Raw genomic sequence first — 24,381 nt, 5'->3', positions numbered from 1 at the left:
CGTTCTATTTACGGTTAGAACGAGCTGTGATTCCTGCTCTTGATCTGAACAAGTGCAAATTCTCAAGTGCTCGACCTGTTCCAAGCGCTACGCAATCCAATGGTTCTTCTGCCACTAGGACTGGCATGTTTGTCTCTTCACCAAGACGCTTATCTAAGCCTTCTAAAAGCGCCCCGCCTCCTGTGAGTACAATTCCACGGTCCATAATGTCTGCCGCAAGCTCAGGTGGCGTACGTTCTAGTGTTGATTTAACAGTCTCAATAATTGTTGTAATTGTATCTTCTAATGCTTGTGCTACTTCATCTGCATCGATTGAGATCGTTTTTGGAAGTCCAGTAACAAGGTCACGACCGCGAATATCCATTGACTCCATCTCTTCTTGCTTTTCAGCAGAACCGATTTCCATCTTAAGTGCTTCAGCCGTACGCTCTCCAATCATCAGGTTGTATGATTTCTTAATGTATTGGATGATCGACTCATCCATCTCATCACCTGCAACACGGATTGATTGGCTCGTAACAATACCGCCTAAAGAAATAATGGCAACTTCAGTCGTACCTCCACCGATGTCTACAACCATACTACCTGTTGGTTCCCAAACAGGTAAGTCCGCACCAATTGCTGCTGCAAACGGCTCTTCAATTGTATATGCTTCGCGAGCACCTGCTTGTTTTGTCGCATCTTCAACGGCACGCTTTTCAACCGCCGTAATTCCAGATGGCACACATACCATGACATTTGGTTTACGAGTAAAGATTGAACGATTCTTTTGTGCTTGTCGAATGAAATATTTCATCATCGTTGCTGTTGTATCAAAATCAGCAATTACACCGTCTTTCATTGGGCGAATTGCGACAATATTCCCAGGCGTACGACCGATCATATTCTTTGCGTCGTTTCCTACCGCTTCAATTTGTTGATTGTCCGATCTTGTTGCCACAACAGAAGGTTCTCGGACGACAACCCCTTTTCCTTTTACGTATACGAGTGTATTTGCAGTTCCTAAGTCAATGCCTAAATCCTTTGAAAAACCACCAAACATCTATGTATCTCCCTTCATTACCTTCACTATACTTAATCGTTTTTTATTTTCAGTCCGTTACATTTTCACTAAAAAAAGCACTTCAACGCGAAGCAAAGCAATTAAACGATCTAAATTTCCCTTACTTATTATACGCAACTTTACTCTAAAAACATAGTTGAAAAAATTGCTTTCGCAAATTTCCTCAATTCGTCACAAACATTGTCATTATGCAAGGTCATTTACAGGACTTTTGCAACTTTGTTTGCGAATACTTTTTTATCGTAACAAATAACCCGCCCTTTTCGATAGCAAAAAGGGCGGGTTATATTAGATAACTTCCAATTCACGTAAACTTACGTATTTATGATCACCAATGACGATGTGATCAAGGAATTCAATTCCTAACAATTGGCCACATTCAAACAGTCGCCTTGTGACAGCTTTATCCTCTTCACTCGGCTCAGGGTCGCCCGAAGGATGATTGTGTAGGGCAATGACCGATGCAGCAGAGCGGCGAATCGCTTCTTTAAACACTTCTCTAGGGTGAACGATGCTGCTATTAAGTGAGCCAATGAACAACGTCTGTTTGTGAATGACTTGATTTTTCGTATTTAAGTAGATGGCAACGAAATGCTCTTGCTTTAAAAACCGCAAATCTTCCATCACGAGATCTACAGCGTCATTTGGACTACTAATAATCGCACGACTTTTGTCACTCGTCGTATGAATTCGTTTACCAAGTTCTAATACTGCACGGATTTCAATCGCTTTTACCCGACCGATCCCTTTGATCGCTTGTAACTCTTCCAAAGTCGCTTCTTTCAATGGTAACAATCCACCAAATGCCGTTAAGATTCTTTGACTAAGTTCTATTACTGACTCTTGTCGACTACCTGTTCTAAGGAGGATTGCTAACAACTCTACGTTCGAAAGCTTATCAGCACCTTCTAATAATAAGCGCTCACGAGGGCGCTCGTCATTCGGTATGTTCATGATAGGAAGATGCAACACAACACCTCTTTTTTACTCGTCTTGTGCCCACGTTGGTACAATGCCAAACGTTTGTAGTTCCTTGTATACACGTGAAAGCGGGAGTCCTACTACGTTATAATAATCGCCTTCAATTCGATCAATGAACAACGCGGCATATCCATTTATTCCATAGGCCCCAGCTTTATCGTAAGGTTCTTTTGTATTCGTGTAATGGTTTACTTCTACTTCTGTTAATGGTTTGAAATGCACAATCGTCTCCACACTAAATTGCACATGTGTCAAGAAGCTTCCAATGTATACACCTGTCACAACACGGTGTGTACTGCCTGACAATGTGCGTAACATTTGTTTTGCTTCTTCTTTCGTTCTTGGTTTCCCGAGCATTTTGCCACCATCAACTATCGTATCAGCAGTCAGAATCACTTCATCTTCTTTTAACGCATCTCGCTGGGCAACAGCTTTTTCTTTCGCTAACCGAACAGCATTTTTGTTTGAAGAAGATCTATCATCAAAACACTCTTTTACACTACGCGTACGGATCTCAAATTCGTAGCCCATCTCTTCAAGCAATTGAATTCTTCTTGGTGACTTCGAGGCAAGAATTAACTTCATCTTGTACTCCTTTTTCTTTCTATTATCTCAGCTTAAAGACTCGAAAGCCATCCATCGAAATTCACGACCGTTTGCATCCAAGCGTCTTCTTGCTCCGCATTCTCAAGTGCGCCTGATAACGATTCGTAAAGCGCGGTGCCTTCTTCACTGGATTGGAGTACGGATTGTGATTGTTCTGTCATTGAAGAATTAATCTCTGAACTTGTTAATGCTTGTTCAATAATTTGCTTTACTTCTTCTGCTGCTTGTTGTTGTTCTTCTTCCGCATTTGTGCTTTGAAGATCGAGCGACTTTACAAAAACATCAAGTCCGTCAGCTTCAAACGCTGGTAAATATTCTTCTGCTGCTTGTCCAGAAGCTGCGACCGCTACATATAAAAACACATGTTCACTTGATGCTGGGGCATGTAGCACACTTGAATAGCCTTCACTTTCAAGTTGTTGTTGTGAACTTTGTCCCGCTTCAGCTGTTGAAAACGCACCAGCTTGTACGACATCAATTGATAGTTGAACGTCTTGATCACTGACTGATTGCTCCGTTGCTTGTACAGGAGCTGACTCTTCTTCGTTACTTAACATCCATTGCTCTGCAGAATCTGTTGGCGAAGAAGTTGTCACAACTTGCAACAGCGGCAACCCAAACAGAGAACCAATGGCGAGCGCTAATACTATTAACCCTGTCATCTTAATATGTTGAAAAGGAATCGTCATTTTGTTCCTTTTCTTCGGGAAATTGAATTTCCTTTTTTTATGAAACGGTAATCCTGGTGCTTTTTTCATTGACACCGTGTCGTAATGATTCCCTTCTAGTTGCTCCCATTCTCTTCTCTTCTCTTGAACGTTAATCGTCTCGTTGTGCAAGGCACTCTGATTTTCTACTACATCTTCTTCTTTGTTTTGACCGTCCGTTTTATTTACTTCTTTACTGTCTGTTTCTAATGTTACTTCATTGTTTGTTTCTGTTGCTTCTTCATAGCCATCTTGATGTTCCTGCACGTCTTTTTGTTGTTCTTTTTCTACTTCATTTGTTTCTTCTTGACTGTGTTCTTGCTCTTTTGAAGTTCGTTGATCGTCATTATTTTGTGGAAATTTGAATGTCATGCGATTGTTTTCTCGTTCCAAGTGACATTCCCCCATGTCGGTAATAGAATAGGCTTACCGTATCATAGGTGAAAATCAAACGTTGATGATTCCTGTCAGTCACTTTGATTGTTTTGTCGACATGATTAGCGTTAATAACCTAAAAACAATCCTTGAATTGAAACTGTAAATAAAGTTGCTAGTGCAATCCAAGGTGCAAAAGGAAAGGGTGTTTTCCGCTTTTTAATAACGAGCACACCATATATCGAGCCGAACAACGTTGCTAGCATGAACATGAACAGAAAATGGGTACTACCGAGTGCAATCGCAAGCACCGTAAACAACTTCACATCCCCACCACCGATTCCTCCATTAGAAAGAACCATAATTACCCACAAACCAACAAATACGAGGAAGGCTAATATAAATGGATCTCCAAAAAACGGAAAAGGGTCCAAGAAACTTCGATGTAAAAGAAAATAACAAAAGAATAGGAGTAAAATCTGATTAGGTATCATCATTTTGTAAAGATCTGTTACGGTAACAAGAATACATAGTGAGAAGAGAAGTAATAGAAACATAAAGTGAGGAAGTGATTGCTGAAGAACAAACGCAAGGACAAACAAAATCGCGGTCGTACATTCAATGAGGGGATAGCGGATTGAAATGATCGCTTTGCATTGTGTACATTTCCCACGTTGCCATACATAGGAAACTAGCGGAATTAACTCATTCCACCGAAGAGTGTGCAAACAATGGCGACAATGAGATCTTGGGGTGATGATCGACTCGTCATTTGGAACCCTTGTTGCAACAACTGTAAAGAATGAACCAAATACTAGTCCAATTACGAATAAAACGAAGACAACGACCAAAGCTTCTAACCTTTCTTTCTGTAAACAACCTAAGCATACACCACTTATAAATAAAAATTCGCCGTCGAAGAAAAAATCCCTTCTCATTCGACGGCGAATTTCAGAAAAAAGCTCGAACTTCAGAAATTAAAAACAACGAACCGACAACAACGATCACATCTTGATCATCTGCTTCTCGTAACATTTCTTGAACAGCTTTATGGTTATTCATTTCCGCACGGGCATCAAATGGCACTTGTTCAATGATCACTTCGGGATCCATTGCCCTCACATGATTAAAAGACGTAAACGTCACCGATGCAGGCTGTAGCACAATTAGTGGCTCCAGCATTTGTTGAATGTCTTTCTCTATGGTCATAGCTATAATCAAATGGAGCTTACGACCTTGAACGATCGTTTGTAAATACGACGATAAGCGTTCAATCCCTTCCGGATTGTGCGCACCGTCTAGCAATACTCTAGGATTGGAACGGACTAATTCTAAACGACCTGGCCAAAACGCAAGTTCTAATCCTTTACGAACCTCATCTTCATTTACGAGATAATTGAATGATGTGAGCTCTTCTACAATTCGAATTGCAAGAAGTGCATTATCGACTTGATGAGCCCCGCGCATACGAATGGTAAGCTCAGAATACGTCGATTGCTTCGTGATGACACTAAATGTTGATCCTTCTTCATCTAGCTTGGCAATGTGTACATTCAACTCATCATGAACAATAGTGATCGGTGCCTTTTTTTCTTGAGCTATTCTTCGAATAACACGAAGTGCTTCTTCATTTACAACGGTTGTTACGATTGGAACGTTTTGTTTAATAATGCCAGCCTTCTCAAACGCAATATCCTCAATTGTATTGCCTAAAATGTGCATATGATCTTGTCCGACATTTGTGATGGCTGAGACGAGCGGATGAATGATGTTCGTTGAATCAAGTCGCCCCCCAAGTCCAACTTCAAAGATCACCAGATCAAGCTCCTTAACATTCGCAAAATGAACCATCGCAATGAGCGTCAAAATCTCAAATTCCGTTGCCGGACCGTAAGGATGATTTACTCGCTCAAGTGCTTCTCTTACTGAAATCGCAGCAACTGTAAACTCTTCTTCAGAAATTGGGGTTCCGTTTATGCTAATTCGCTCTTCAAATTGCACAACGTAAGGGGACGTAAATGTCCCCACGTTGTATCCAGCTTGTTGCATGATTTGGCGCACATACGTAACAGTCGAACCTTTCCCGTTCGTACCACCAATATGAATGCTATTGAAAACACGTTCGGGATGCCCGAGATGTTCAAGCACTGCCTCAATTCGTTCAAGACCTGGTTTTATTCCGTAATTGCGATGACTCAAGAGCCAATCAAAAGCCTCTGAAAAATTGTTCATAAACACGTTGACTCCTTTAATTACTTGAGTTTCGCAATTTCCTCTAGTCGCTCGTCTACTTTTTCACGTTTCATTTGATAGTCAGTGAGCTTCTCTTTTTCTGCTTCAACAATCGAATCAGGAGCGTTGCTTACGAATTTTTCATTCGATAACTTACCTTCTAAGCGTTTAACTTCACCGTCTAACTTCTTCTTTTCGCCTTTTAATCGATCAAGTTCTGCTTCTACATCGATTAAGCCTGCGAGAGGAATGTAGATCTCAACCCCTGTTAACACATGTGATACAGCCTGGTCTGGTTCACTTAAATGTTCATCGATCACAAGCGTTTCCGGACTACAGAAATGCTCAAGATAATGTTTCCCACGAAGAAGTTGCTCACTCGCTTCTGTTGTCGTAGGCTTCATGTGAAGTGGAATTGGCTTTCTCGGTGCAACATCCATCTCTTGACGAGTGTTACGGATGGTACGGATGACAGCTTGGTACATTTCCATATCTGAAAACGCCTGCTCATCTTGCCACTTCTCTTCACTTGTGGCCACGCTGCAATCGTAATTGACTCACCTTCATGCGGTAAGTGTTGCCAAATCTCTTCTGTGATGAACGGCATAAATGGGTGAAGTAAGCGCAACGTTTGGTCTAGAACGTGTGCAAGAACAGACTTTGTCGTGTTTTGCTCTTGTTCATCTTCACCGTAAAGAGGTAATTTGGCCATCTCGATATACCAATCGCACACATCATCCCAAATAAAGTTGTAAAGAAGTTTACCCGCTTCACCAAATTCATAGCGATCCATTAATCTCGTAACTGACGAAATTGTTTTTTGTAGTTTCGCTAAAATCCAACGATCATGAGCCGCTGTAACAGTGCTCAAATCGATATCTTCTTTTTTGAACCCTTCCATATTCATAAGGGCAAAACGAGACGCATTCCAAATCTTATTCCCGAAGTTCCAATTCGCTGTAACTTTGTCCCATTGGAATTTCAAGTCATTACCTGGTGTCGTTCCCGTTGCAAGTGTGAATCGAAGCGCATCAGCTCCGTACTTCTCCACAACATCCATCGGATCGACACCATTGCCTAATGATTTACTCATCTTACGACCTTCTGAATCACGCACAAGTCCGTGAATTAACACGTCTTTAAATGGACGCTCACCTGTAAATTCAATGCCTTGGAAAATCATTCGAGATACCCAGAAGAAGATGATGTCATACCCTGTAACAAGAACGTTTGTCGTAGAATCGTTTAAAGTCATCCGCATCCGTATTTGGCCAACCCATCGTTGAAAACGGCCACAATGCAGAGCTAAACCACGTGTCTAATACGTCTTCATCTTGCGTCCAGTTTTCAAGGTCTTTTGGCGCTTCCTTCCCTACGTACAATTCTCCTGTTTCATTGTGATACCAAGCAGGAATTTGGTGCCCCCACCACAATTGACGAGAAATACACCAGTCACGAATGTTGTCGAGCCACTGCAAATACGTACGCTCAAAACGTTCAGGAACGAATGTTACTTTGTCTTCTTTTGACTGAAGCGCAATCGCTTCTTTAGCAAGTGGTTTCATATCAACAAACCATTGCGTTGATAAATACGGCTCCACCACTGCACCGCTACGTTCAGAATGTCCAACTGAGTGAACGTGCGTTTCAATGTCAAAAAGCACGCCAAATTCTTGTAAATCAGCAACGATTTTCTTACGACACTCAAAACGATCAAGTCCTTGATAATCGCCAGCATTTTCGTTCATCTTCCCTGCCTCATCCATGACGAGCACTCGCGGAAGTTCATGACGGTTACCAATTTCGAAGTCATTCGGATCATGCGCTGGTGTAATCTTAACAGCACCTGAACCAAATTCCCGATCAACATACTCATCAGCAACAATTGGAATTTCACGTCCGACAATCGGGAGAATTACCGTCTTTCCAATAAGATGTTGATAACGCTCGTCTTTCGGGTGAACCGCAACCGCTGTATCACCAAGCATCGTCTCAGGTCGTGTAGTTGCTACTTCAATATGCCCGTCTTCGTCTTTTAACGGGTAACGCATATGATAAAACGCGCCTTCAACTTCTTTGTATTCTACTTCAATGTCAGACAAAGCAGTTTGTGCAGCTGGGTCCCAGTTAATAATGTATTTCCCGCGATAAATCAAGCCTTTTTCGTAAAGACGAACAAATACTTCTTTGACCGCGTCAGACAAGCCATCATCAAGTGTGAAGCGTTCTTTCGTGTAATCAAGAGACAAACCGAGCGTCGCCCACTGTTCACGAATAAACTCCGCATACTCATCTTTCCATTGCCAAGACACATCAAGAAACTTCTCACGCCCTAATTCTCGCCTAGAGCGCCCTTCTTCTTTTAATTTCGCTTCTACCTTTGCTTGCGTTGCAATCCCTGCATGGTCCATTCCTGGCAACCATAACATGTCGCGACCTTCCATTCGCTTTTGTCTAGCGATAATGTCTTGAAGCGTGACATCCCAAGCATGCCCAAGGTGCAACCGTCCCGTTACGTTTGGCGGTGGAATTACGATTGAGTGAGGCTCACCCTTATGTTCTCCTTCTTTTGATGCTTCAAAGTAGCCGTTGTTAATCCAATACGGATACCATTTCGATTCGGTTTGTTTCGGATCATATTTCGTGTCTAAATTGTTCGCCATTGTGTTTCCTCCTTATTAAATTCAATAAAAAAAACACTTCTCCTTAGGCAAAGGACGAAGTGTTCGCGGTACCACCTTTGTTTATGAACGATAAATCACTCATACACTCATTAAGAACTATAACGTAAGTTAACGTCTTCTCCTACTCTTGTTCAGAGAAGAATGCTCATGGGCGACTTCTGCACGTCTCCTAGTCAAAGAACCTTTCAGCCAAGGGTTCTCTCTCTGGATGAGGATTCCTGCATACTACTCCCAATCTTTGCATGTAATAGAATATCTTCTGTTATTGTACCGACTGCTCTAACATCCGTCAATACTGACCGTAAGAACGAAAAGGGGTGTTTATTTTGCCACGTTATTACGATCCCCCGCCCCACTATCCATACGGGAAAAAGAAGCGTCCCCATTGGGTATACAAATGGCGAGCGGCCGCTTTACAAATCTTGTTACCGATCATCTGCTTTCAACTGTTACGATTGTTGTTTTTTCCTACATTCTTCGATGTATTCATTCTCATTATCTTGATCTGTATGTTCTGGTATTTCCAAAAGTAACGTCGTTCATACACGACAAAAAAAGCAGTCATGAGGCTTAGGTTGAACTTTGCCTCATGGCTGCTTCTTGGTCTTCTTTAAAACGAACCATCTCAGATAAATAGCGAAGTGTATTTAACTTCACTTCCAACATCGCTGTCCACTGGTGTTCTGCATAGCGATTTGGATTCGTTCGATACAACTCAACAAACTCAATGACCGGGGTTGGAGTTAACATTAACGCCTTCAACAAAGACGTATCTGCTTCTCTCCAAACAGGACCATATGCTTCATATGTTCCGAAGATGGCTTGCTGGTCTAACGCATGAAATGGTTGGTTCCTTGCAATGTCTTGGTAAAAGTAAGCCAAGTCATAAGCCATATGATTCGGACCGCTTTCTTCCCAATTTGTCCACCACGCATTTCCATCTGATGCTATAATGCCGTGGTCAAGAGAAGGCTGACCATGACAAAATACAAACCGATAACTGCCTTGGTCTTTTACGTGACGTACCCATTGCTGAAATCCAGTTCTACCTGCTTGAAACATTCGCTCTAAAAAAGGACCAGCATGGAGAAAAGTCATCGTAAACGGGGAGAGAAAGCGTACTTGTTCCATTTGATCTGCCATCTGTTCCATCGTTAAACGTTGTTGATTCCAAAGCAGATCAACTTCTTGTGCGTATTCAGTCATCGCTTCTTCTTCAATGGCCTGCTCATTTTCGGAGAGCTTGTGATTTGCCGCTAAGATCGCGAGCAATCGCAACTCTTTAGATGGAGGAGATGTTAGCAATTGTTCCTCAACCCACGGTTCAAGATAATAGTCGGCACCTTCATGTTCAAAAATCGGAAAATCCCCTCTCGTGCCCGTCATGAGGGGATAATTCCTTGAATACCAGCACGTTCACCGTACCGTAGGTGATGCAAAAACGTATCGCGCTCTGAAACGGTGCGCTGCCAACGTTTCATTGCCATCGGTCCTTCAGGGTGGTCGACTTTAATCACACGTTCACTCACCCAAGACCAATCACTCTTATCGTTGGCAATCGCACGAACCGCTTCAGACCAATTCGGCTCAATCATGTTTCACTTGCACCGGGATGTATATGATTTCTCCTGCTTCTACATGATTTAAATCCATGTTATTCCAACGGAGAAGTTGTTGTACCGACAACCCGTAGCGTTCAGCAATCGTATCAAGCGACTCATTTTCTTGAATAATGCACATTTTCATTTTCGTGAACGTTTCCCGATCACCTTTGTCTAACATCTCTGTTAAATACAGTGCGTTTTCTCGCTTCTTTTCTTTTACTGACTTTTCAGCTTTGGGAGCTTCATAATCTTCTTCTTCAACTTCATCTCTGTTTTCATCGTCTGTCAGATGAACATTTTCATCTTCCAATGCTTCTTCATACGCTTCACTTAACGCATTCGTTGCATCATCCGCTTCTTCCTCTCGTTGATGCAAGCGAACTGGAAACGACGTGTCTGAGTCTACTTCTTGCTCTACTTGATGAACATACGTATCTTCATGTTCCTCTTCAGAAACGATATGATCATCTTCAAGCTCTTCATCAACATCGGCCGCTGTTTCTAATTCCGAGTCATCATCATACGACTCCTCTTCATAAGCTCGATACGTTCCTTCTACCTCAGTCTCTTCTTCAAAATCATATTCTTCTTCCTCTACCTCTTCATCCGCTTCACGAGTTGCTTCAGCTTCGGTATCTGGAATTTTTACTTCGTGACTAAAGGTTGGAAATGGTTCAGGTGGATCGGCAATCGTTTTCTCCGCTTGATGTGTTTCTTGCAAATCTTTCATCCCACTAATCGTCACATCTGCCGCCAGTTGGATACAACTAGGCTCAGGCAAATCATAATCAAAGCTATCCACTTGAACATAAATCTCATCCACACTTTGAATGCGATTAAGCGGAATCGACACTTCAATCGGGAAGAAATGTTTTAACTCCCGTTCGCCATTTTCTGTCGTTCGGACGCTATCAATTCGATGAGGCTTTCCGCCACCATCATAATCTTGAAACACTTCTTCTTGCTCAAACGGAACATATTGCCCAAATAAATGCAAGCCACCTTTAATGCTCACCTGATGCTCATCTTCCTCGATGAGAAGCTCTGGCTCCAGTTCCAGACCCAAAATCGTCTGAATCCTCTCTCCTTGATCAAGCCAGACTGATTCCTCTAGATTAAATGTTAGCGCAGAAGGCTGTTCTTGGGTCACAGACCGTTCCCCCTTTATCATAGAGTTGTTTGAAAAACCTACAACCATAGAAGACTATCCTCGATGCTTACGTGCAGATTTTTTGCGTACGCTATCAACGTATGAATCCAAACAGCAAAATATTCGAGTTACTCTACAATAATGTCTATGCAAAAGACGCTCACTTCATACGATCCCATTCAAGAATAACGAACGAAAGGTCGAATTAAATCAGGAATCCGTTTCTTTTTTAATAATCTATACTAGTGCCATGATTCCACTGCAGGCGGATGCTTGCCGCGGAGGAGCGTTCGAGCCTCCTCAGGCTTCGCCTTGCGGGGTCTCGACTCGCCCTTCCGCAGGCGTCACCGCCTTCCGTTCCAATCTGGGATATTCGTTATAAGGAGGCGATGCCGCATACAAAATCACACGGCATCCTTATAAAACGATGCGAAATTCATTCTTTTCAGTAATCTCACATCCGTTTTTTATTTACTTTTGTTTTCTTAGAAGCAAAACAGAAGTTTTTCAATGGCTTCTTTCATACGAACCAACCATTTTCTAAACTCACTTGCTATAAATCAAATGTGATTTTCATCAATAGATCTACTCTTATTCAACCACACCGTTTACACCCCTCATTCATCAATAAACCCGCCAAGTGATTAGACTCATGGCGGGTTGCGTTTTTTATCCTTTGATACGTTCAAAGACGCGTTTTGCGGCTTCGATCGTTTCTTCAATCATGTCATCTGTGTGTTTTGTGCTAAGGAACATCCCTTCAAATTGTGAAGGTGCGATTGAAATCCCTTCTTGCATCATTTCTCTAAAATATGTGGCGAAAAGATCAAGATCTGCTGTTTTAGCAGATGGGAAGTCTTTTACGTGTTCGTTTGTAAAGAACAACCCGACCATAGAGCCTGCACGATTAAATGTATGTGGGATGTCATACATTTTGGCTGCTTCTGAGATTCCTTCTTCAAGGCGCTTTCCTTGGCGTTCAAATGTCTCATAATCAGCTTCTGTTACTTGTGATAGTGTTTCATATCCTGCAGTCATTGCAAGCGGATTGCCTGATAATGTTCCTGCTTGGTAAATCGGACCACTCGGTGCGATTTGCTCCATCACATCTTTACGTCCACCAAAGGCACCTACTGGTAAGCCACCACCGATGACTTTTCCGAGCGTTGTAAGGTCAGGTGTCACACCGAACTTTCCTTGTGCACAGTTGTAACCGGTACGAAAACCTGACATAACTTCATCAAAGATCAACAGACTACTGTATTCTGTTGTTATGTCACGAACACCTTGTAAAAAGCCGTCTTCCGGAAGAACAACACCCATATTCCCAGCAACTGGCTCCAAAATAACGGCTGCAATATCATCCCCGTATTTTTCAAAAACAAGCTTTAAGCTATCTAGATCGTTATAAGGAACCGTTAATGTGTTTGATGCCGTTCCTTCTGGAACACCTGGACTATCTGGTAAACCGAGTGTAGCCACACCTGAACCCGCTTTAATTAACAATGAATCGCCGTGACCGTGGTAGTTTCCTTCCATCTTGACGATCTTACTACGTCCAGTAAAACCTCTAGCAAGACGCAATGCACTCATCGTTGCTTCTGTACCAGAGTTTACGAAACGTACCATTTCAACAGACGGTACGCGGTCAATGACGAGGTTCGCTAGTTTGATTTCCATTTCGTGGGACGCACCAAAGCTTGTCCCAAGTTCAGTTGTTTCTTTTAAACGTTCTACGACTTGTTCATCTGCATGACCTAAAATGAGCGGTCCCCATGACAATACGTAATCAATGTACGTGTTATCGTCTTGGTCTGTAATGTAAGCACCTGAGCCTTTCTTCATGTATAGACCGTGATCCATTCCTACAGAACTATACGCACGAACAGGGCTGCTTACACCTCCTGGCATGAGTGGCTTTGCTTGTTGAAATAATGATTGTGATTGGTCAAACGTACGCATTAGTGACGTCCCCTTTCTAAGTCTTCATTGATCCAGTTTGCCACATCTTTGGCAAAGTACGTGATGATTAAATCTGCACCTGCACGCTTCATGCTCGTTAACTTCTCTTGAACCGTTTCTTTTTCGTCAACCCATCCATTTGCGGAGGCTGCTTTAATCATCGAATATTCACCAGATACGTTGTAGGCAACCACTGGAAGTAAACTTTCGTTTTTAACGTCTCGCATAATATCTAGGTAAGAGAGCGCTGGTTTAACAATTAAAAAGTCTGCACCTTCTTGAATGTCTGAACGGGCTTCACGAAGCGCCTCCATTCGGTTTGCAGGATCCATTTGATACGTTTTACGATCACCAAATTGAGGGGTACTGTGAGCTGCATCACGGAACGGACCGTAAAATGCTGACGCATACTTTACAGCGTAAGACATAATCGGCGTGTTGCTAAATCCAGCTTCATCTAAGCCGTGTCGAATTGATGCGACAAAGCCGTCCATCATGTTCGAAGGAGCAATCACATCTGCACCTGCTCGCGCCTGAGAAACCGCCGTTTTAACGAGAAGAGAAAGTGATTGATCGTTCTCAATCGTTCCGTCTTGGATCACACCACAATGACCGTGATCTGTGTACTGACATAAACATGTGTCGGCAATAACGACGAGTTGCGGGTGATTGGCCTTCACTTGGCGAATCGCTTGCTGAACAATCCCTTCTTCTGCATAAGCTTGTGTACCTACGTCATCTTTATGCTTTGGCACACCGAACAAAATGATCGACTCAATGCCAAGAGTGATGATCTGGTCAATCTCATCATCTAATAAGTCTAAAGAATAGTGAAACACACCTGGCATTGAGGGGACTTCTTTTTTATAATTCTGACCTTCCACGACAAAAAGGGGATAGATTAAGTCTTCTTTCGAAAGCTTTGTTTCTCGTACTAAGTTACGCATACTGTGACTGCCACGAAGTCTACGGTGGCGGTTAAATGCTTGTTGAGACATTGCGCTTCACCTCGTTATAAGTATTGATTAATGGCTTCTGCTAAATGTTGAAATGTATATTCACTCGGTGCAATGAGTTGTTTAAACTCACAATGCCTTGCTTCTCGTTTTGTAATCGGTCCGATGACAAAAGCTTGGCGCTTACTGTTCGTTTTTTCCCTTGCAAAGCTATGATAAGCCTTCACCGCACTTGGACTCGTAAACACAATGGGGTAGATTGGGTTGTTCAGCATACTAAGCTGATCTCGAGTTAAATTCGTACTCGGTATAGTTTCATAAAACGCGTGTACGTCTACACGTGCTCCTAATCCAGTTAGCCTGGTCTCTAGAAGATCGCGAGATTGTTTGCTGTTTGGAATTAGAATTCGGTCGCCCTTCTTAACACGCGGCTCTAATTCCTCGTACAAGCTTTCTGCAGTAAACCTTTGCTCAGGGTTAATTAAAACTGGGTAGTCATATTGCTTTGCTACATCTGTCGTCTTCTTACCGACTGTTGCAACCTTCACTGAAGACGGGAAATGTGTAGCTTTATAGTGTTCATGAAAATACTTCACGGCATTCGCACTCGTAAAAATAATCCAGTCATAGCGTTCCAATTCAATTGCTGTCACATCGACGTGAACCGCTCGTTGCTGGACGAGGGGAATGTGTACTGCATCAATTCCTTTCTGATACAGTACATGCATTAAAGGATCAGGTCCGACGTCTCCTTGTGACCTCGTGACAATCACCGTCGGCTTCAAGAATCTTCTTGCTCCGCTCTCACTTGAGCTAGAATTTCTTTCCCACCACGTTCAAAGAGGTTAGCCGCGGCGATTTTACCGATTTGATCTGGATCACTACCTGTGACTTCATCTTTTAGTAACGTTTTGCCGTCCGTTGAAGCAATCAATGCCGTTAGTGACACTTGATCGTTATCAAGTAAGGTTGCATGAGCTGCAACTGGAACCGTACAGCTACCTTCAACATTTCGAAGGAATGAACGCTCTGCTGATACCGTTTTTGCCACTTCTTCGTTGTGTAAGTGACGAAGAACTTCTTTTACTTCTTCATCGTCGACCCGGCACTCAAGACCAAGAGCCCCTTGACCTACGGCCGGTATGCTAAGGTTTGGATCAAGAAATTCTGTAACGATTTCTTCGCTCCAACCCATCCGTGATAATCCAGCAGCTGCTAAAATAATGGCATCAAAATTCTCTTCTTTTAATTTTCTAAGTCTCGTCTCAATGTTACCGCGAATCCATTTTACGTGTAAATCTGGTCTCACTGCGAGGATTTGTGATTGACGACGCAAGCTGCTCGTTCCAATAATTGAACCCTCAGGAAGTTCGTTAAGCGTTTTACCACTCGTTGAGATGAGTGCGTCACGAGGATCTTCACGATCACTAATTGCAGCTAGCGTAAAATCTTCTGGCAATACAGAAGGAACATCTTTCATACTATGCACGGCTAAATCGACTTCACCGTCACGTAACGCTTGCTCAATCTCTTTCACAAACAGCGCTTTTCCGCCTACTTTAGAAAGTGTTACGTCTAAGATGCGATCACCTTTTGTTACGATCTTCTTTAGTTCAAATTCATAAGGTAAACCTAGTGATTCCAACTTACTCAGTACCCACTCCGCTTGATTCACTGCTAAATTACTCTTTCTCGTACCGATTACAATCTTTCTCATCGATTAAATCCTCCTAAGTACGGACAGTAGTCCGTGGTTCAACATGAAAGCAACCAGAAAGCAAAGAGCCTTCCGGTTGTCTCAAAAAAGATCTATACAGACATGTCTTTAGCATAACGATACTGCAAGAGCTCTTGCAACACTCTCGTTTCACCGTCAGACATAAACGCATTTCCATTCGCAAAAGAGGAAGATTGATTGCTTTGTAATCGCTCAACCTTTGATTCTGCGACTTCATCGGAAAGACCAAAAATCTCAATAAATAGTGACAATGATTGCTCTCGGTCGTCTTCTCCAGCCATTTCCTTCGCTCTCGTAATCGGCTCCTTCAGAAGCTGATTCACGATGCTCTTCGTATGCTTTGAAAGGACTTTACGTTCACGATCTGTTAAATCGGGCATTTTGCGTTCGATGCTTTCCATTGTTTCTGCTTGAATCATTAAAGCCTTGTCACGTAGAGCTGAGATGACAGGAACAACGCCAAGCTGATCAATCCAGTTCTTGAACGTTTCAATCTCAAGCGTCATCATCGCCTCAATTTGAATGGCAGCTTCTTTACGATCTTCCATATTAGCCGCAACGATGCCTTCTAAATCATCAATATCATAAAGATAAATTGGTTCAAGCTTGCCAAGTTCAGGATCTAAGTCCCTTGGAACAGCAATATCGACCATAAAGAGAGGCTTCTTAGAACGTCGTTCCATAATTGGTGCTACCATCTCTTGTGTGAGGACATATTGATCTGCACTCGTCGAAGAAATGAGAATATCCACTTCTTCAAGGTACGCATTAAGTTCTTCAATCGGCTTTGCTTCTGCTTTCATTGTCGAAGCAAGGGATTCTGCTCGTTCGAATGTCCGGTTCATCACGGTAATGCTCGCCGCACCGTTTGCTTCTAAATGTTTTGCTGTAAGTTCACTCATTTTCCCAGCACCGAGAATTAAAATGTGTTTATTCGTAAAATCCCCAAAGACTTGTTTCGCTAACTCAACCGCGGCATAGCTAATAGAAGCCGGATTATCGTTAATTGACGTCTCACGATGTGCTCGCTTTGCGAATGTAATTGCTTGTTTAAATAGCTGATTAAACACAGTTCCTGTAGCATCATTCTCTTGAGCAATCGAGAAGCTACTTTTCACTTGTCCAAGAATCTGAGTTTCACCTAAAATCATCGATTCTAAACCTGTAGAAACTTTGAGTAAATGCTCAATCGCTTCATCATTTTCACGAATGTCTAATACGGATTGAAATTGTTCGGGCTGTACATCAAACCACTGTGAGATAAATTTCTTTGTGAAATGTCTACCTGTATGAAGTTGGTCGACGACAGCATAAATTTCCGTACGGTTACACGTTGAAATAATCGTGCACTCTAAAATGCTCTTCATATCTCGTAACATGCTTAACGCTTTTGGTAATTCTTCTTCATCAAATGCAAATTGTTCTCGCAAATCGACAGGGGCCCTTTTGTAGTCGATGCTAGCAACGATTATATGCATATCCGTCTCCACCCCACTTTTCCAATCGCTCTGCTTAGTCTACGCTCATTTCCGTACTAAGAATATCTACTATCTATTATAACACGCATCAAAAACGCTCGGTTCACTCAAAATGTGAACAAGCTCTGACACAACACCTGATATTTTATCTTTTCCATTACAACATACAACGCACTGAACTGCAAATAACGTGCTCGGTTGTTACATTTTTTATTAGTGTACCGAATCTGAAAGAAAACATGTACAAAAGAAAAACGCAAACATTATCATCTGATAACCTTTGCGTTTTTCTTTTTGTTATTACACGTTAAGGAGTTTGCGGATTTGTTTCCACGCCTCGTCTTTTCCGTCACCAGTTTCTGATGAAAACGGAACGTATACATCATCTTCATCAATATCTATAATTTCAATGATATTTTTAATATGTTTCGTACGCTTCGTTTTATTGATTTTATCAATCTTTGTTAGAACGAGCATAATTGGTATTTCAAAATGCTTTAGCCAATCATACATTTTTAAATCGTCTTCAGATGGATCATGTCTTGCATCAATAAGTAAGACGACACCTTTTAATTGCTCTCTTGATGTTATATATTCCTCAATCATTCGTCCCCAAGCTGCTCTTTCTTTCTTCGAGACTTTTGCATAGCCATATCCAGGAATATCTACAAAATAACAGAGGTCATTAATATTAAAGAAGTTTAAGGTTTTCGTTTTACCTGGTTGCTGCGACGTATAAGCAAGCTTTTTGCGTTGCGTAATCGTGTTAATAAACGATGACTTCCCGACATTAGAACGACCGGCAAAAGCAAGTTCTGGCCAATTCTCTTCTGGATACTGATCTGGACCAACTGCACTTATCTTTAATTCTGCTTTACTCACGTTCATCAATTACACCACCTAATGCATGAGCAATCACTTCATCGAAATGAGTGACCGGCACAAATTCTACCGTTTCTCGGATACTTTCAGGAACATCATCTAAGTCTTTTTCATTATCCTTCGGGAAAATGATTTTCGTAAGACCTGCGCGATGAGCACTCATTGATTTTTCCTTTAAACCGCCAATCGGTAATACCCGACCTCGAAGTGTCATCTCACCCGTCATACCGACTTCTTTTAATACAGGACGATTACTTAGCGCAGACAATAGTGCAGTTGCCATCGTAATTCCTGCAGAAGGCCCATCTTTCGGGGTTGCACCTTCAGGAACGTGAATATGAACGTCATACTTTTCGTGAAAACGCTCATCAATGCCAAACTCTTCGGCTTTCGAACGAATATAGCTAAATGCGGCACGAGCGGACTCTTTCATAACATCGCCTAACTTACCTGTGAGCGTTAGACCACCTTTACCATTAGCAAGCGATACTTCAATCGCAAGCGTGTCGCCACCAGCCGTCGTATAGGCAAGTCCAGTTGCAGTACCGACTTGGTCTTCTTCTTCTGCTTTCCCGTAACGATACTTCGGTTTCCCTAGTAGCTCCGTAACAAGACCTTCCGTTACGATGACACGCTTCTTTTCTTTCGCAACGATCATTTTTGCTGCTTTACGGCAAAGTGTTGCAATTTGACGCTCTAAGTTACGGACCCCAGCCTCACGCGTGTAGTAACGAATGACTTTCAAAAGTGCAGCTTCACGAATTTGAATGTCTTGCTTCGTTAAACCGTGAGCTTCGATTTGCTTAGGAAGTAAATGATCCGTTGCAATCGCTTGTTTCTCAAGCTCTGTATACCCAGCGATGTGAATCATTTCCATTCTGTCTCGTAATGGCGCAGGGATTTTTGCGATTTGATTTGCTGTCGTAATAAACATGACATTTGAAAGATCATACGTTTCTTCGAGGTAATGATCACCAAATTGGTTGTTCTGCTCGGGGTCTAACACTTCGAGCATTGCAGAAGATGGGTCTCCTCTAAAATCACTCGCCATTTTATCAATTTCATCGAGTAAGAATACTGGGTTCATGACACCTGCTTTTTTCATTCCTTGAATCATCTTCCCTGGCATCGCACCGACATACGTTCTACGATGGCCACGAATCTCCGCCTCATCACGAACACCACCAAGAGAAATTCTTACGAATTCACGTTCAATGGAGCGCGCAACGGATTTCGCGAGTGACGTCTTACCAACTCCTGGAGGTCCAGATAAACAAAGAATCGGTCCTCGTAAAGAATTCGTAAGTTGTTGAACCGCTAAATGTTCAAGAACACGTTCCTTTACTTTCTCCAAACCAAAATGATCTTCATTTAAAACTTTCTCAGCATGAGCAAGATCAAGACGGTCTTCTGTTTTCTCTGACCAAGGAATGGATGTTAACCAATCAATATAATTGCGAATCACCGAACTCTCAGCAGAACTTGCTGGCACGCGTTCATAGCGAGCGACTTCTTTTAAAGCTTTCTCTTCAACATTTCCTGGCATGTTAAGGGATTCGATTTTTGAGCGAAGCTCTTCAACTTCCCCACCTTTGCCGTCTTTGTCGCCGAGCTCCTTTTGTATGGCTTTCATTTGCTCACGTAAATAGTATTCTTTTTGCGTTTTCTCCATCGACTTTTTTACACGTTGGCCGATTTTCTTTTCAAGACCGAGTACTTCCCGCTCGTTCTCAAGAATCTCAAGCAACTTCTCAAGACGTGCTTCAACACTAAACGCTTCAAGCAATGACTGCTTGCGCTTAATTTGAAGTGGCAAATGCGAAGCGACCAAGTCAGCAAAATATCCTGGGTCATCAATGTCTTGCACGGACTTTAACGTGTCTTTAGATACTTTCGTAGACAGTTTCGTATAGTTTTCAAACTGTTTAAGTACCGTTCTCATTAAAGCTGTTGCCTTCTCATCGTCAACATCTGATGATTGTTCAGGAATTGTGATTGAAACATCATAGTACTCATCGTTTTCATTAAATTGTTCAATTGTCGCTCGCTTTAAGCCTTCGACGAGAATTCTCGTCGTTCCGTTCGGCATCTTTACCATTTGTTTAACATATGCAAGCGTTCCGACTTCATAAAGGTCTTCTTTCGCCGGTTCATCTACAGATAAATCCACTTGGCTTGCAAGAATAATTTCTTGGTCTTCTACCATTACTTGCTCTAAAGCTCGTACTGATTTCGCTCTCCCTACATCTAAATGAAGCACCATGCCTGGAAATACGAGCACTCCACGCAATGGTAAAAGCGGAATCGATCGTCTTTCAGTTTGTCTAGACGTCAACGTCATCCCCCATTTCACATCAACGATCGCATCTATTCAAAAGTTTCTCTAATAGTATATACACAGACGGAGTTGATCTCATGATACCCATTGTAGCTTAACGGCTATCAGGTGTCCACGAAGGCGCACAGTTAATGCGTTTTTACATTGATGATGATTGATTTTCGTCCCAAATGACATTCTCTGTTTTGTTCGGTTGCTCCGTTACTAAAAGAACGGCATCGAATAATTCATCTAACGATGTGAGAGGGATGACGTTAATTCCTTCTAAACGATGTAAAACGGTTTCATCATTGTCCACTGGAATATAGGCTGTCTTCGCGCCTGCTTCTAATGCAGCAGCCACTTTAGAAGGCACTCCTCCTACAGGCTTTAACGTTCCCCAAATGCTTAGCTCACCTGTGATCGCAATATCATTTTTCACTTTATATTGATGAACCGCCGAATAGATTGCAGTTGCAATTGCTGCTCCAGCTGAAGGACCATCAATCGGTGTGCCACCAGGGAAATTCACGTGAATATCATAACTATCAACCGGCACTTTCAACCGACGTAACACCGTCATCACGTTATCCACTGAACTTCTTGCCATACTTTTACGTCGAATTGACCGCATTTGATTTCCGGCATTTTCTTCTTCAGCAATTCCTGTAACGGTTAACATTCCTTTTTCAGGGTCTGTTTCCCTCGCAGTCGCTTCAATTTCTAACAGCATACCTAGGTCCGCTCCGTAAACCGCTAAGCCGTTTACTCGCCCTACCGCAGGCTTATTATGGATCATACGCTCAGGGCGCCTCGTCAATCGGCTTGCATGTACAACCCATTCGATATCATCAACAAAGATCTCTTCACGGTTCTCAGTCGTCGCAAGTCCCGCTGCAATTTGCACAGTGTTTACCGCTTCACGACCGTTTGTGACATACGTTGAGATCGTCTCAAGACTTTTCTCATTTATTGTCATTTTTAAGCGCTCAGACGCTTTTTTCGCCACCGTTGACAATTCTTTTTGTTTTAACGGTCTAAAAAATACTTCTAAGCACCTTGAACGAATGGCAGGCGGAATTTCGTCTGGTGTACGTGTTGTTGCCCCAATTAACCGAAAGTCAGCAGGCAAGCCATTTTGGAAAATATCATGAATGTGTCTAGGAATGTTCATGTTTTCTTCGTTGTAATAAGCACTTTCTAGAAAGACTTTGCGGTCTTCTAACACTTTTAACATCTTATTTAATTGAATTGAATGAAGCTCACCAATTTCATCGATAAACAACATGCCTCCGTGGGCTTTTGTAACTGCACCTGGCTTCGGTTGTGGAATTCCAGCTTGCCCCATCGATCCCGCTCCTTGATAAATCGGATCATGAACCGAACCGATTAATGGATCTGCAATCCCACGCTCATCAAAACGCGCCGTCGTTCCATCAAGCTCTATAAATGGTGCTTCACTCGCAAACGGCGATTGGCTATTTTCTTTCGCTTTATTCATCACCAGCCTAGCTGCAGCCGTCTTACCGACACCCGGCGGCCCATAAATGAGTACGTGTTGCGGGTTTGGACCACAAAGTGCAGCTTCAAGAGAAAGAATACCTTGGTCTTGTCCGATAATGTCATCAAGTCGTTGGGGACGTACTTTCTCAGCTAGTGGTTCATTAAGAGAGATCGACCGAAGCTTTTGCAGTTGCATCATTTCTTTTCTTGATTCTCGGTCTACACTCACTTTTTGTGTACGTTGATTCTTAAGTAAATTCCAGAAGTACAAGCCGATAACTACCCCAAAAAAGACTTGTACAACCATGAAGATTGACGTCCAGTTCATAGTTCTCCTCCTAAATGAGCACAATCACTTTGATTCGTGCACGGCTTCATTTATCGGTAGTATGACTCTGGACGTTTGTCTCTATCCAAATAAAAAAACCTGCAGATTAGAATCTGCAGGTTATCTCTCGTTTAAGCACTTTCTTTCGGTTGAACTTGATCGAGTGTAATGCTTTCTCCGTCCTTTGTCGTAAGGATTGGAGATGCATCGTGCAATACACAGTCTGCTGTAATTTGGCAATGACTGATATTGTCTTGAGACGGTAAGTCGTACATAACGTCTTGCATAATTGCCTCAATAATCGAACGAAGTCCTCTTGCTCCCGTTTTACGCTCAATGGCTTTCTTTGCAATTTCACGAAGCGCCTCTTCCGTAAACTCCAACTCCACGTTGTCAATCTCTAACAAGCGTTGGAATTGTTTAACGAGTGCATTCTTTGGCTTTGTCAAAATTTCAACGAGTGCATTTTCATCAAGCATGCGAAGGCTTGAAATCACCGGTAAACGACCGATGAATTCTGGGATTAACCCGTAACGAAGAAGATCTTCTGGCAATAACTTGCCTAGATAATCATCAGCGGTCATTTCTCCGCTATCACCTTCAGAACCAAATCCGATGACTTTCTTACCGAGACGACGCTTGACCACTTGGTCAATTCCGTCAAATGCACCGCCCACGATAAACAGTACATTGCTCGTGTCAATTTGGATAAATTCTTGGTGTGGATGCTTTCTACCACCTTGTGGTGGAACACTAGCTGTTGTTCCTTCAAGAATCTTGAGGAGTGCTTGCTGAACGCCTTCACCAGATACGTCACGAGTAATTGAAGGATTCTCAGATTTACGCGCAACTTTATCAATCTCATCGATATAGATAATGCCTTTCTCAGCTTTCTCTACATCGTAATCGGCAGCTTGAATTAGTTTAAGTAAGATGTTCTCAACATCCTCACCTACATAGCCTGCTTCAGTAAGACTCGTTGCATCCGCAATTGCGAATGGCACATTAAGAATACGTGCGAGCGTTTGGGCCATAAGCGTTTTACCGCTACCGGTAGGTCCAATTAGACAGATGTTACTCTTTGAAATTTCAACATCGTCTCCGCTCGTACTAACCGTTGAATTCACACGCTTATAATGGTTATAAACAGCTACTGACAACGCTTTCTTCGCGCCTTCTTGCCCGATGACATAATCATCTAAGATTGCATCAATCTCTTGTGGTTTCGGAACAGTTTCAAACTCAACTTCTTCGTCCGTTCCTAGTTCTTCTTCAACGATCTCCGAACATAATTCAATACATTCGTCACATATATAGACACCAGGTCCGGCAACTAGCTTACGGACTTGGTCTTGTGTTTTCCCGCAGAAAGAACACTTCAACTGACCTTTCTCATCGTTGAACTTGATCATGTTATTCACCCCTCTATTGTATAATGTAGACTACACCGAATTGTGACCCCGCGTCAAATCTTTCGATTTCCACCATAATTATACTGCCCATTCTTCAACAGCTTTACGTGGAGATGTGAGAATTCATTCGTGATTTTACAAAAATTCCAAGAAAAAAGCGGGCACAACAGTAGCGCCTCACACGATCAAACTATCGCTTAAAGATCATTATAACTGCTTTTGCGCTTGACTTACGCAATTGTTACAAATATAAACGCCAGGACCTGCGATTAGCTTCTTCACTTCAGATTCTTTCTTCCCGCAAAATGAACAGCCTAGCTCCGGACGCTTCGTTGTTTCCTCAGTCATTTTGACTACCTTCTTTCTCAATTTACAGGAATATTAATAAAAGATCAAACCGTTA

The 24,381-nt window shown here is 42.3% G+C and carries 20 protein-coding genes, 1 pseudogene and 1 other annotated feature; of the genes and pseudogenes, 1 reads left to right on the top strand and 20 read right to left on the bottom strand.

Annotated elements, in window-relative coordinates:
- Positions 1-4 precede the first annotated feature (4 nt).
- From JCM19038_RS14500 to JCM19038_RS14470, 7 genes and pseudogenes are all read right to left on the bottom strand, one after another.
- On the bottom strand, positions 5-1,042 hold the full coding sequence (locus JCM19038_RS14500; protein WP_042419374.1) for a rod shape-determining protein: 1,038 nt from the start codon (positions 1,040-1,042) through the stop codon (positions 5-7).
- Between the two features lie 309 nt (positions 1,043-1,351).
- A complete protein-coding gene (radC, locus tag JCM19038_RS14495) occupies positions 1,352-2,017 on the bottom strand; it encodes a DNA repair protein RadC (RefSeq protein ID WP_042419578.1) in 666 nt (221 codons plus the stop codon).
- 30 nt (positions 2,018-2,047) lie between these two features.
- Positions 2,048-2,629, bottom strand: coding sequence for a nucleoside triphosphate pyrophosphatase (locus JCM19038_RS14490; protein ID WP_042419372.1), 582 nt, complete (start codon positions 2,627-2,629; stop codon positions 2,048-2,050).
- 32 nt (positions 2,630-2,661) lie between these two features.
- Positions 2,662-3,750 carry a hypothetical protein gene (locus JCM19038_RS14485; protein ID WP_042419370.1) on the bottom strand — a complete coding sequence of 363 codons (1,089 nt, stop codon included), beginning with the start codon at positions 3,748-3,750 and terminating at the stop codon, positions 2,662-2,664.
- Between the two features lie 110 nt (positions 3,751-3,860).
- Entirely contained in the window at positions 3,861-4,583 is a 723-nt protein-coding gene (locus tag JCM19038_RS14480) for an A24 family peptidase (protein ID WP_042419368.1), read from the bottom strand.
- A gap of 100 nt (positions 4,584-4,683) precedes the next feature.
- Complete coding sequence (locus JCM19038_RS14475) at positions 4,684-5,964, bottom strand: folylpolyglutamate synthase/dihydrofolate synthase family protein (protein WP_042419366.1); 1,281 nt, start codon at positions 5,962-5,964, stop codon at positions 4,684-4,686.
- 20 nt (positions 5,965-5,984) lie between these two features.
- Positions 5,985-8,627: pseudogene (locus JCM19038_RS14470) on the bottom strand (valine--tRNA ligase).
- A gap of 47 nt (positions 8,628-8,674) precedes the next feature.
- Positions 8,675-8,896 (bottom strand) — a binding site (T-box leader).
- A gap of 78 nt (positions 8,897-8,974) precedes the next feature.
- On the opposite strand from JCM19038_RS14470, the gene JCM19038_RS21950 reads away from it, so the two are divergent.
- The gene (locus JCM19038_RS21950; protein WP_081831820.1) at positions 8,975-9,181 is read left to right on the top strand and encodes a hypothetical protein; all 207 of its coding nucleotides are present in this window, start codon (positions 8,975-8,977) and stop codon (positions 9,179-9,181) included.
- Positions 9,182-9,218: 37 nt separating this feature from the next.
- Here JCM19038_RS21950 and JCM19038_RS14465 read toward each other — a convergent pair whose 3' ends face one another.
- The 13 genes from JCM19038_RS14465 to JCM19038_RS21945 form a co-directional block, all read right to left on the bottom strand.
- Entirely contained in the window at positions 9,219-10,034 is an 816-nt protein-coding gene (locus tag JCM19038_RS14465; RefSeq protein WP_042419364.1) for a hypothetical protein, read from the bottom strand.
- Positions 10,031-10,243 carry a hypothetical protein gene (locus tag JCM19038_RS14460; RefSeq protein ID WP_042419362.1) on the bottom strand — a complete coding sequence of 71 codons (213 nt, stop codon included), beginning with the start codon at positions 10,241-10,243 and terminating at the stop codon, positions 10,031-10,033. The genes JCM19038_RS14465 and JCM19038_RS14460 overlap by 4 nt, the downstream gene beginning before the upstream one ends.
- Entirely contained in the window at positions 10,236-11,402 is a 1,167-nt protein-coding gene (gene spoVID / locus JCM19038_RS14455) for a stage VI sporulation protein D (RefSeq protein WP_042419359.1), read from the bottom strand. Before spoVID ends, JCM19038_RS14460 begins: the two co-directional genes overlap by 8 nt.
- Positions 11,403-12,071: 669 nt before the next feature.
- The gene (gene hemL / locus JCM19038_RS14450; RefSeq protein WP_042419356.1) at positions 12,072-13,364 is read right to left on the bottom strand and encodes a glutamate-1-semialdehyde 2,1-aminomutase; all 1,293 of its coding nucleotides are present in this window, start codon (positions 13,362-13,364) and stop codon (positions 12,072-12,074) included.
- Positions 13,364-14,362 carry a porphobilinogen synthase gene (hemB, locus tag JCM19038_RS14445; protein ID WP_042419354.1) on the bottom strand — a complete coding sequence of 333 codons (999 nt, stop codon included), beginning with the start codon at positions 14,360-14,362 and terminating at the stop codon, positions 13,364-13,366. Before hemB ends, hemL begins: the two co-directional genes overlap by 1 nt.
- A gap of 14 nt (positions 14,363-14,376) precedes the next feature.
- Positions 14,377-15,105 (bottom strand): uroporphyrinogen-III synthase, encoded by a 729-nt coding sequence (locus JCM19038_RS21070; RefSeq protein ID WP_052361712.1) that lies wholly within the window; start codon positions 15,103-15,105, stop codon positions 14,377-14,379.
- Entirely contained in the window at positions 15,102-16,037 is a 936-nt protein-coding gene (gene hemC / locus JCM19038_RS14435; RefSeq protein WP_042419352.1) for a hydroxymethylbilane synthase, read from the bottom strand. Before hemC ends, JCM19038_RS21070 begins: the two co-directional genes overlap by 4 nt.
- Before the next feature lie 92 nt (positions 16,038-16,129).
- Positions 16,130-17,536, bottom strand: a complete 1,407-nt coding sequence (gene hemA, locus JCM19038_RS14430; RefSeq protein ID WP_081831818.1) for a glutamyl-tRNA reductase — start codon at positions 17,534-17,536, stop codon at positions 16,130-16,132.
- Between the two features lie 300 nt (positions 17,537-17,836).
- On the bottom strand, positions 17,837-18,424 hold the full coding sequence (gene yihA, locus JCM19038_RS14425) for a ribosome biogenesis GTP-binding protein YihA/YsxC (protein ID WP_042359540.1): 588 nt from the start codon (positions 18,422-18,424) through the stop codon (positions 17,837-17,839).
- Positions 18,411-20,753, bottom strand: a complete 2,343-nt coding sequence (lon, locus tag JCM19038_RS14420) for an endopeptidase La (protein WP_238554434.1) — start codon at positions 20,751-20,753, stop codon at positions 18,411-18,413. Before lon ends, yihA begins: the two co-directional genes overlap by 14 nt.
- A 142-nt stretch (positions 20,754-20,895) precedes the next feature.
- Entirely contained in the window at positions 20,896-22,566 is a 1,671-nt protein-coding gene (gene lonB / locus JCM19038_RS14415) for an ATP-dependent protease LonB (protein WP_042419348.1), read from the bottom strand.
- A gap of 131 nt (positions 22,567-22,697) precedes the next feature.
- Positions 22,698-23,978: an ATP-dependent protease ATP-binding subunit ClpX gene (clpX, locus tag JCM19038_RS14410; RefSeq protein ID WP_042419345.1), complete on the bottom strand. Its 1,281-nt coding sequence runs from the start codon at positions 23,976-23,978 to the stop codon at positions 22,698-22,700.
- A 207-nt stretch (positions 23,979-24,185) separates the two neighbouring features.
- On the bottom strand, positions 24,186-24,326 hold the full coding sequence (locus tag JCM19038_RS21945; RefSeq protein ID WP_081831817.1) for a ClpX C4-type zinc finger protein: 141 nt from the start codon (positions 24,324-24,326) through the stop codon (positions 24,186-24,188).
- Positions 24,327-24,381: the final 55 nt, after the last annotated feature.

This window comes from Geomicrobium sp. JCM 19038, assembly GCF_000698125.1.
GTDB lineage: Bacteria > Bacillota > Bacilli > Bacillales > Marinococcaceae > Geomicrobium_A.
Note: the sequence above shows the minus strand (reverse complement) of the source record. Positions and strands in the feature narration are given on the sequence as shown.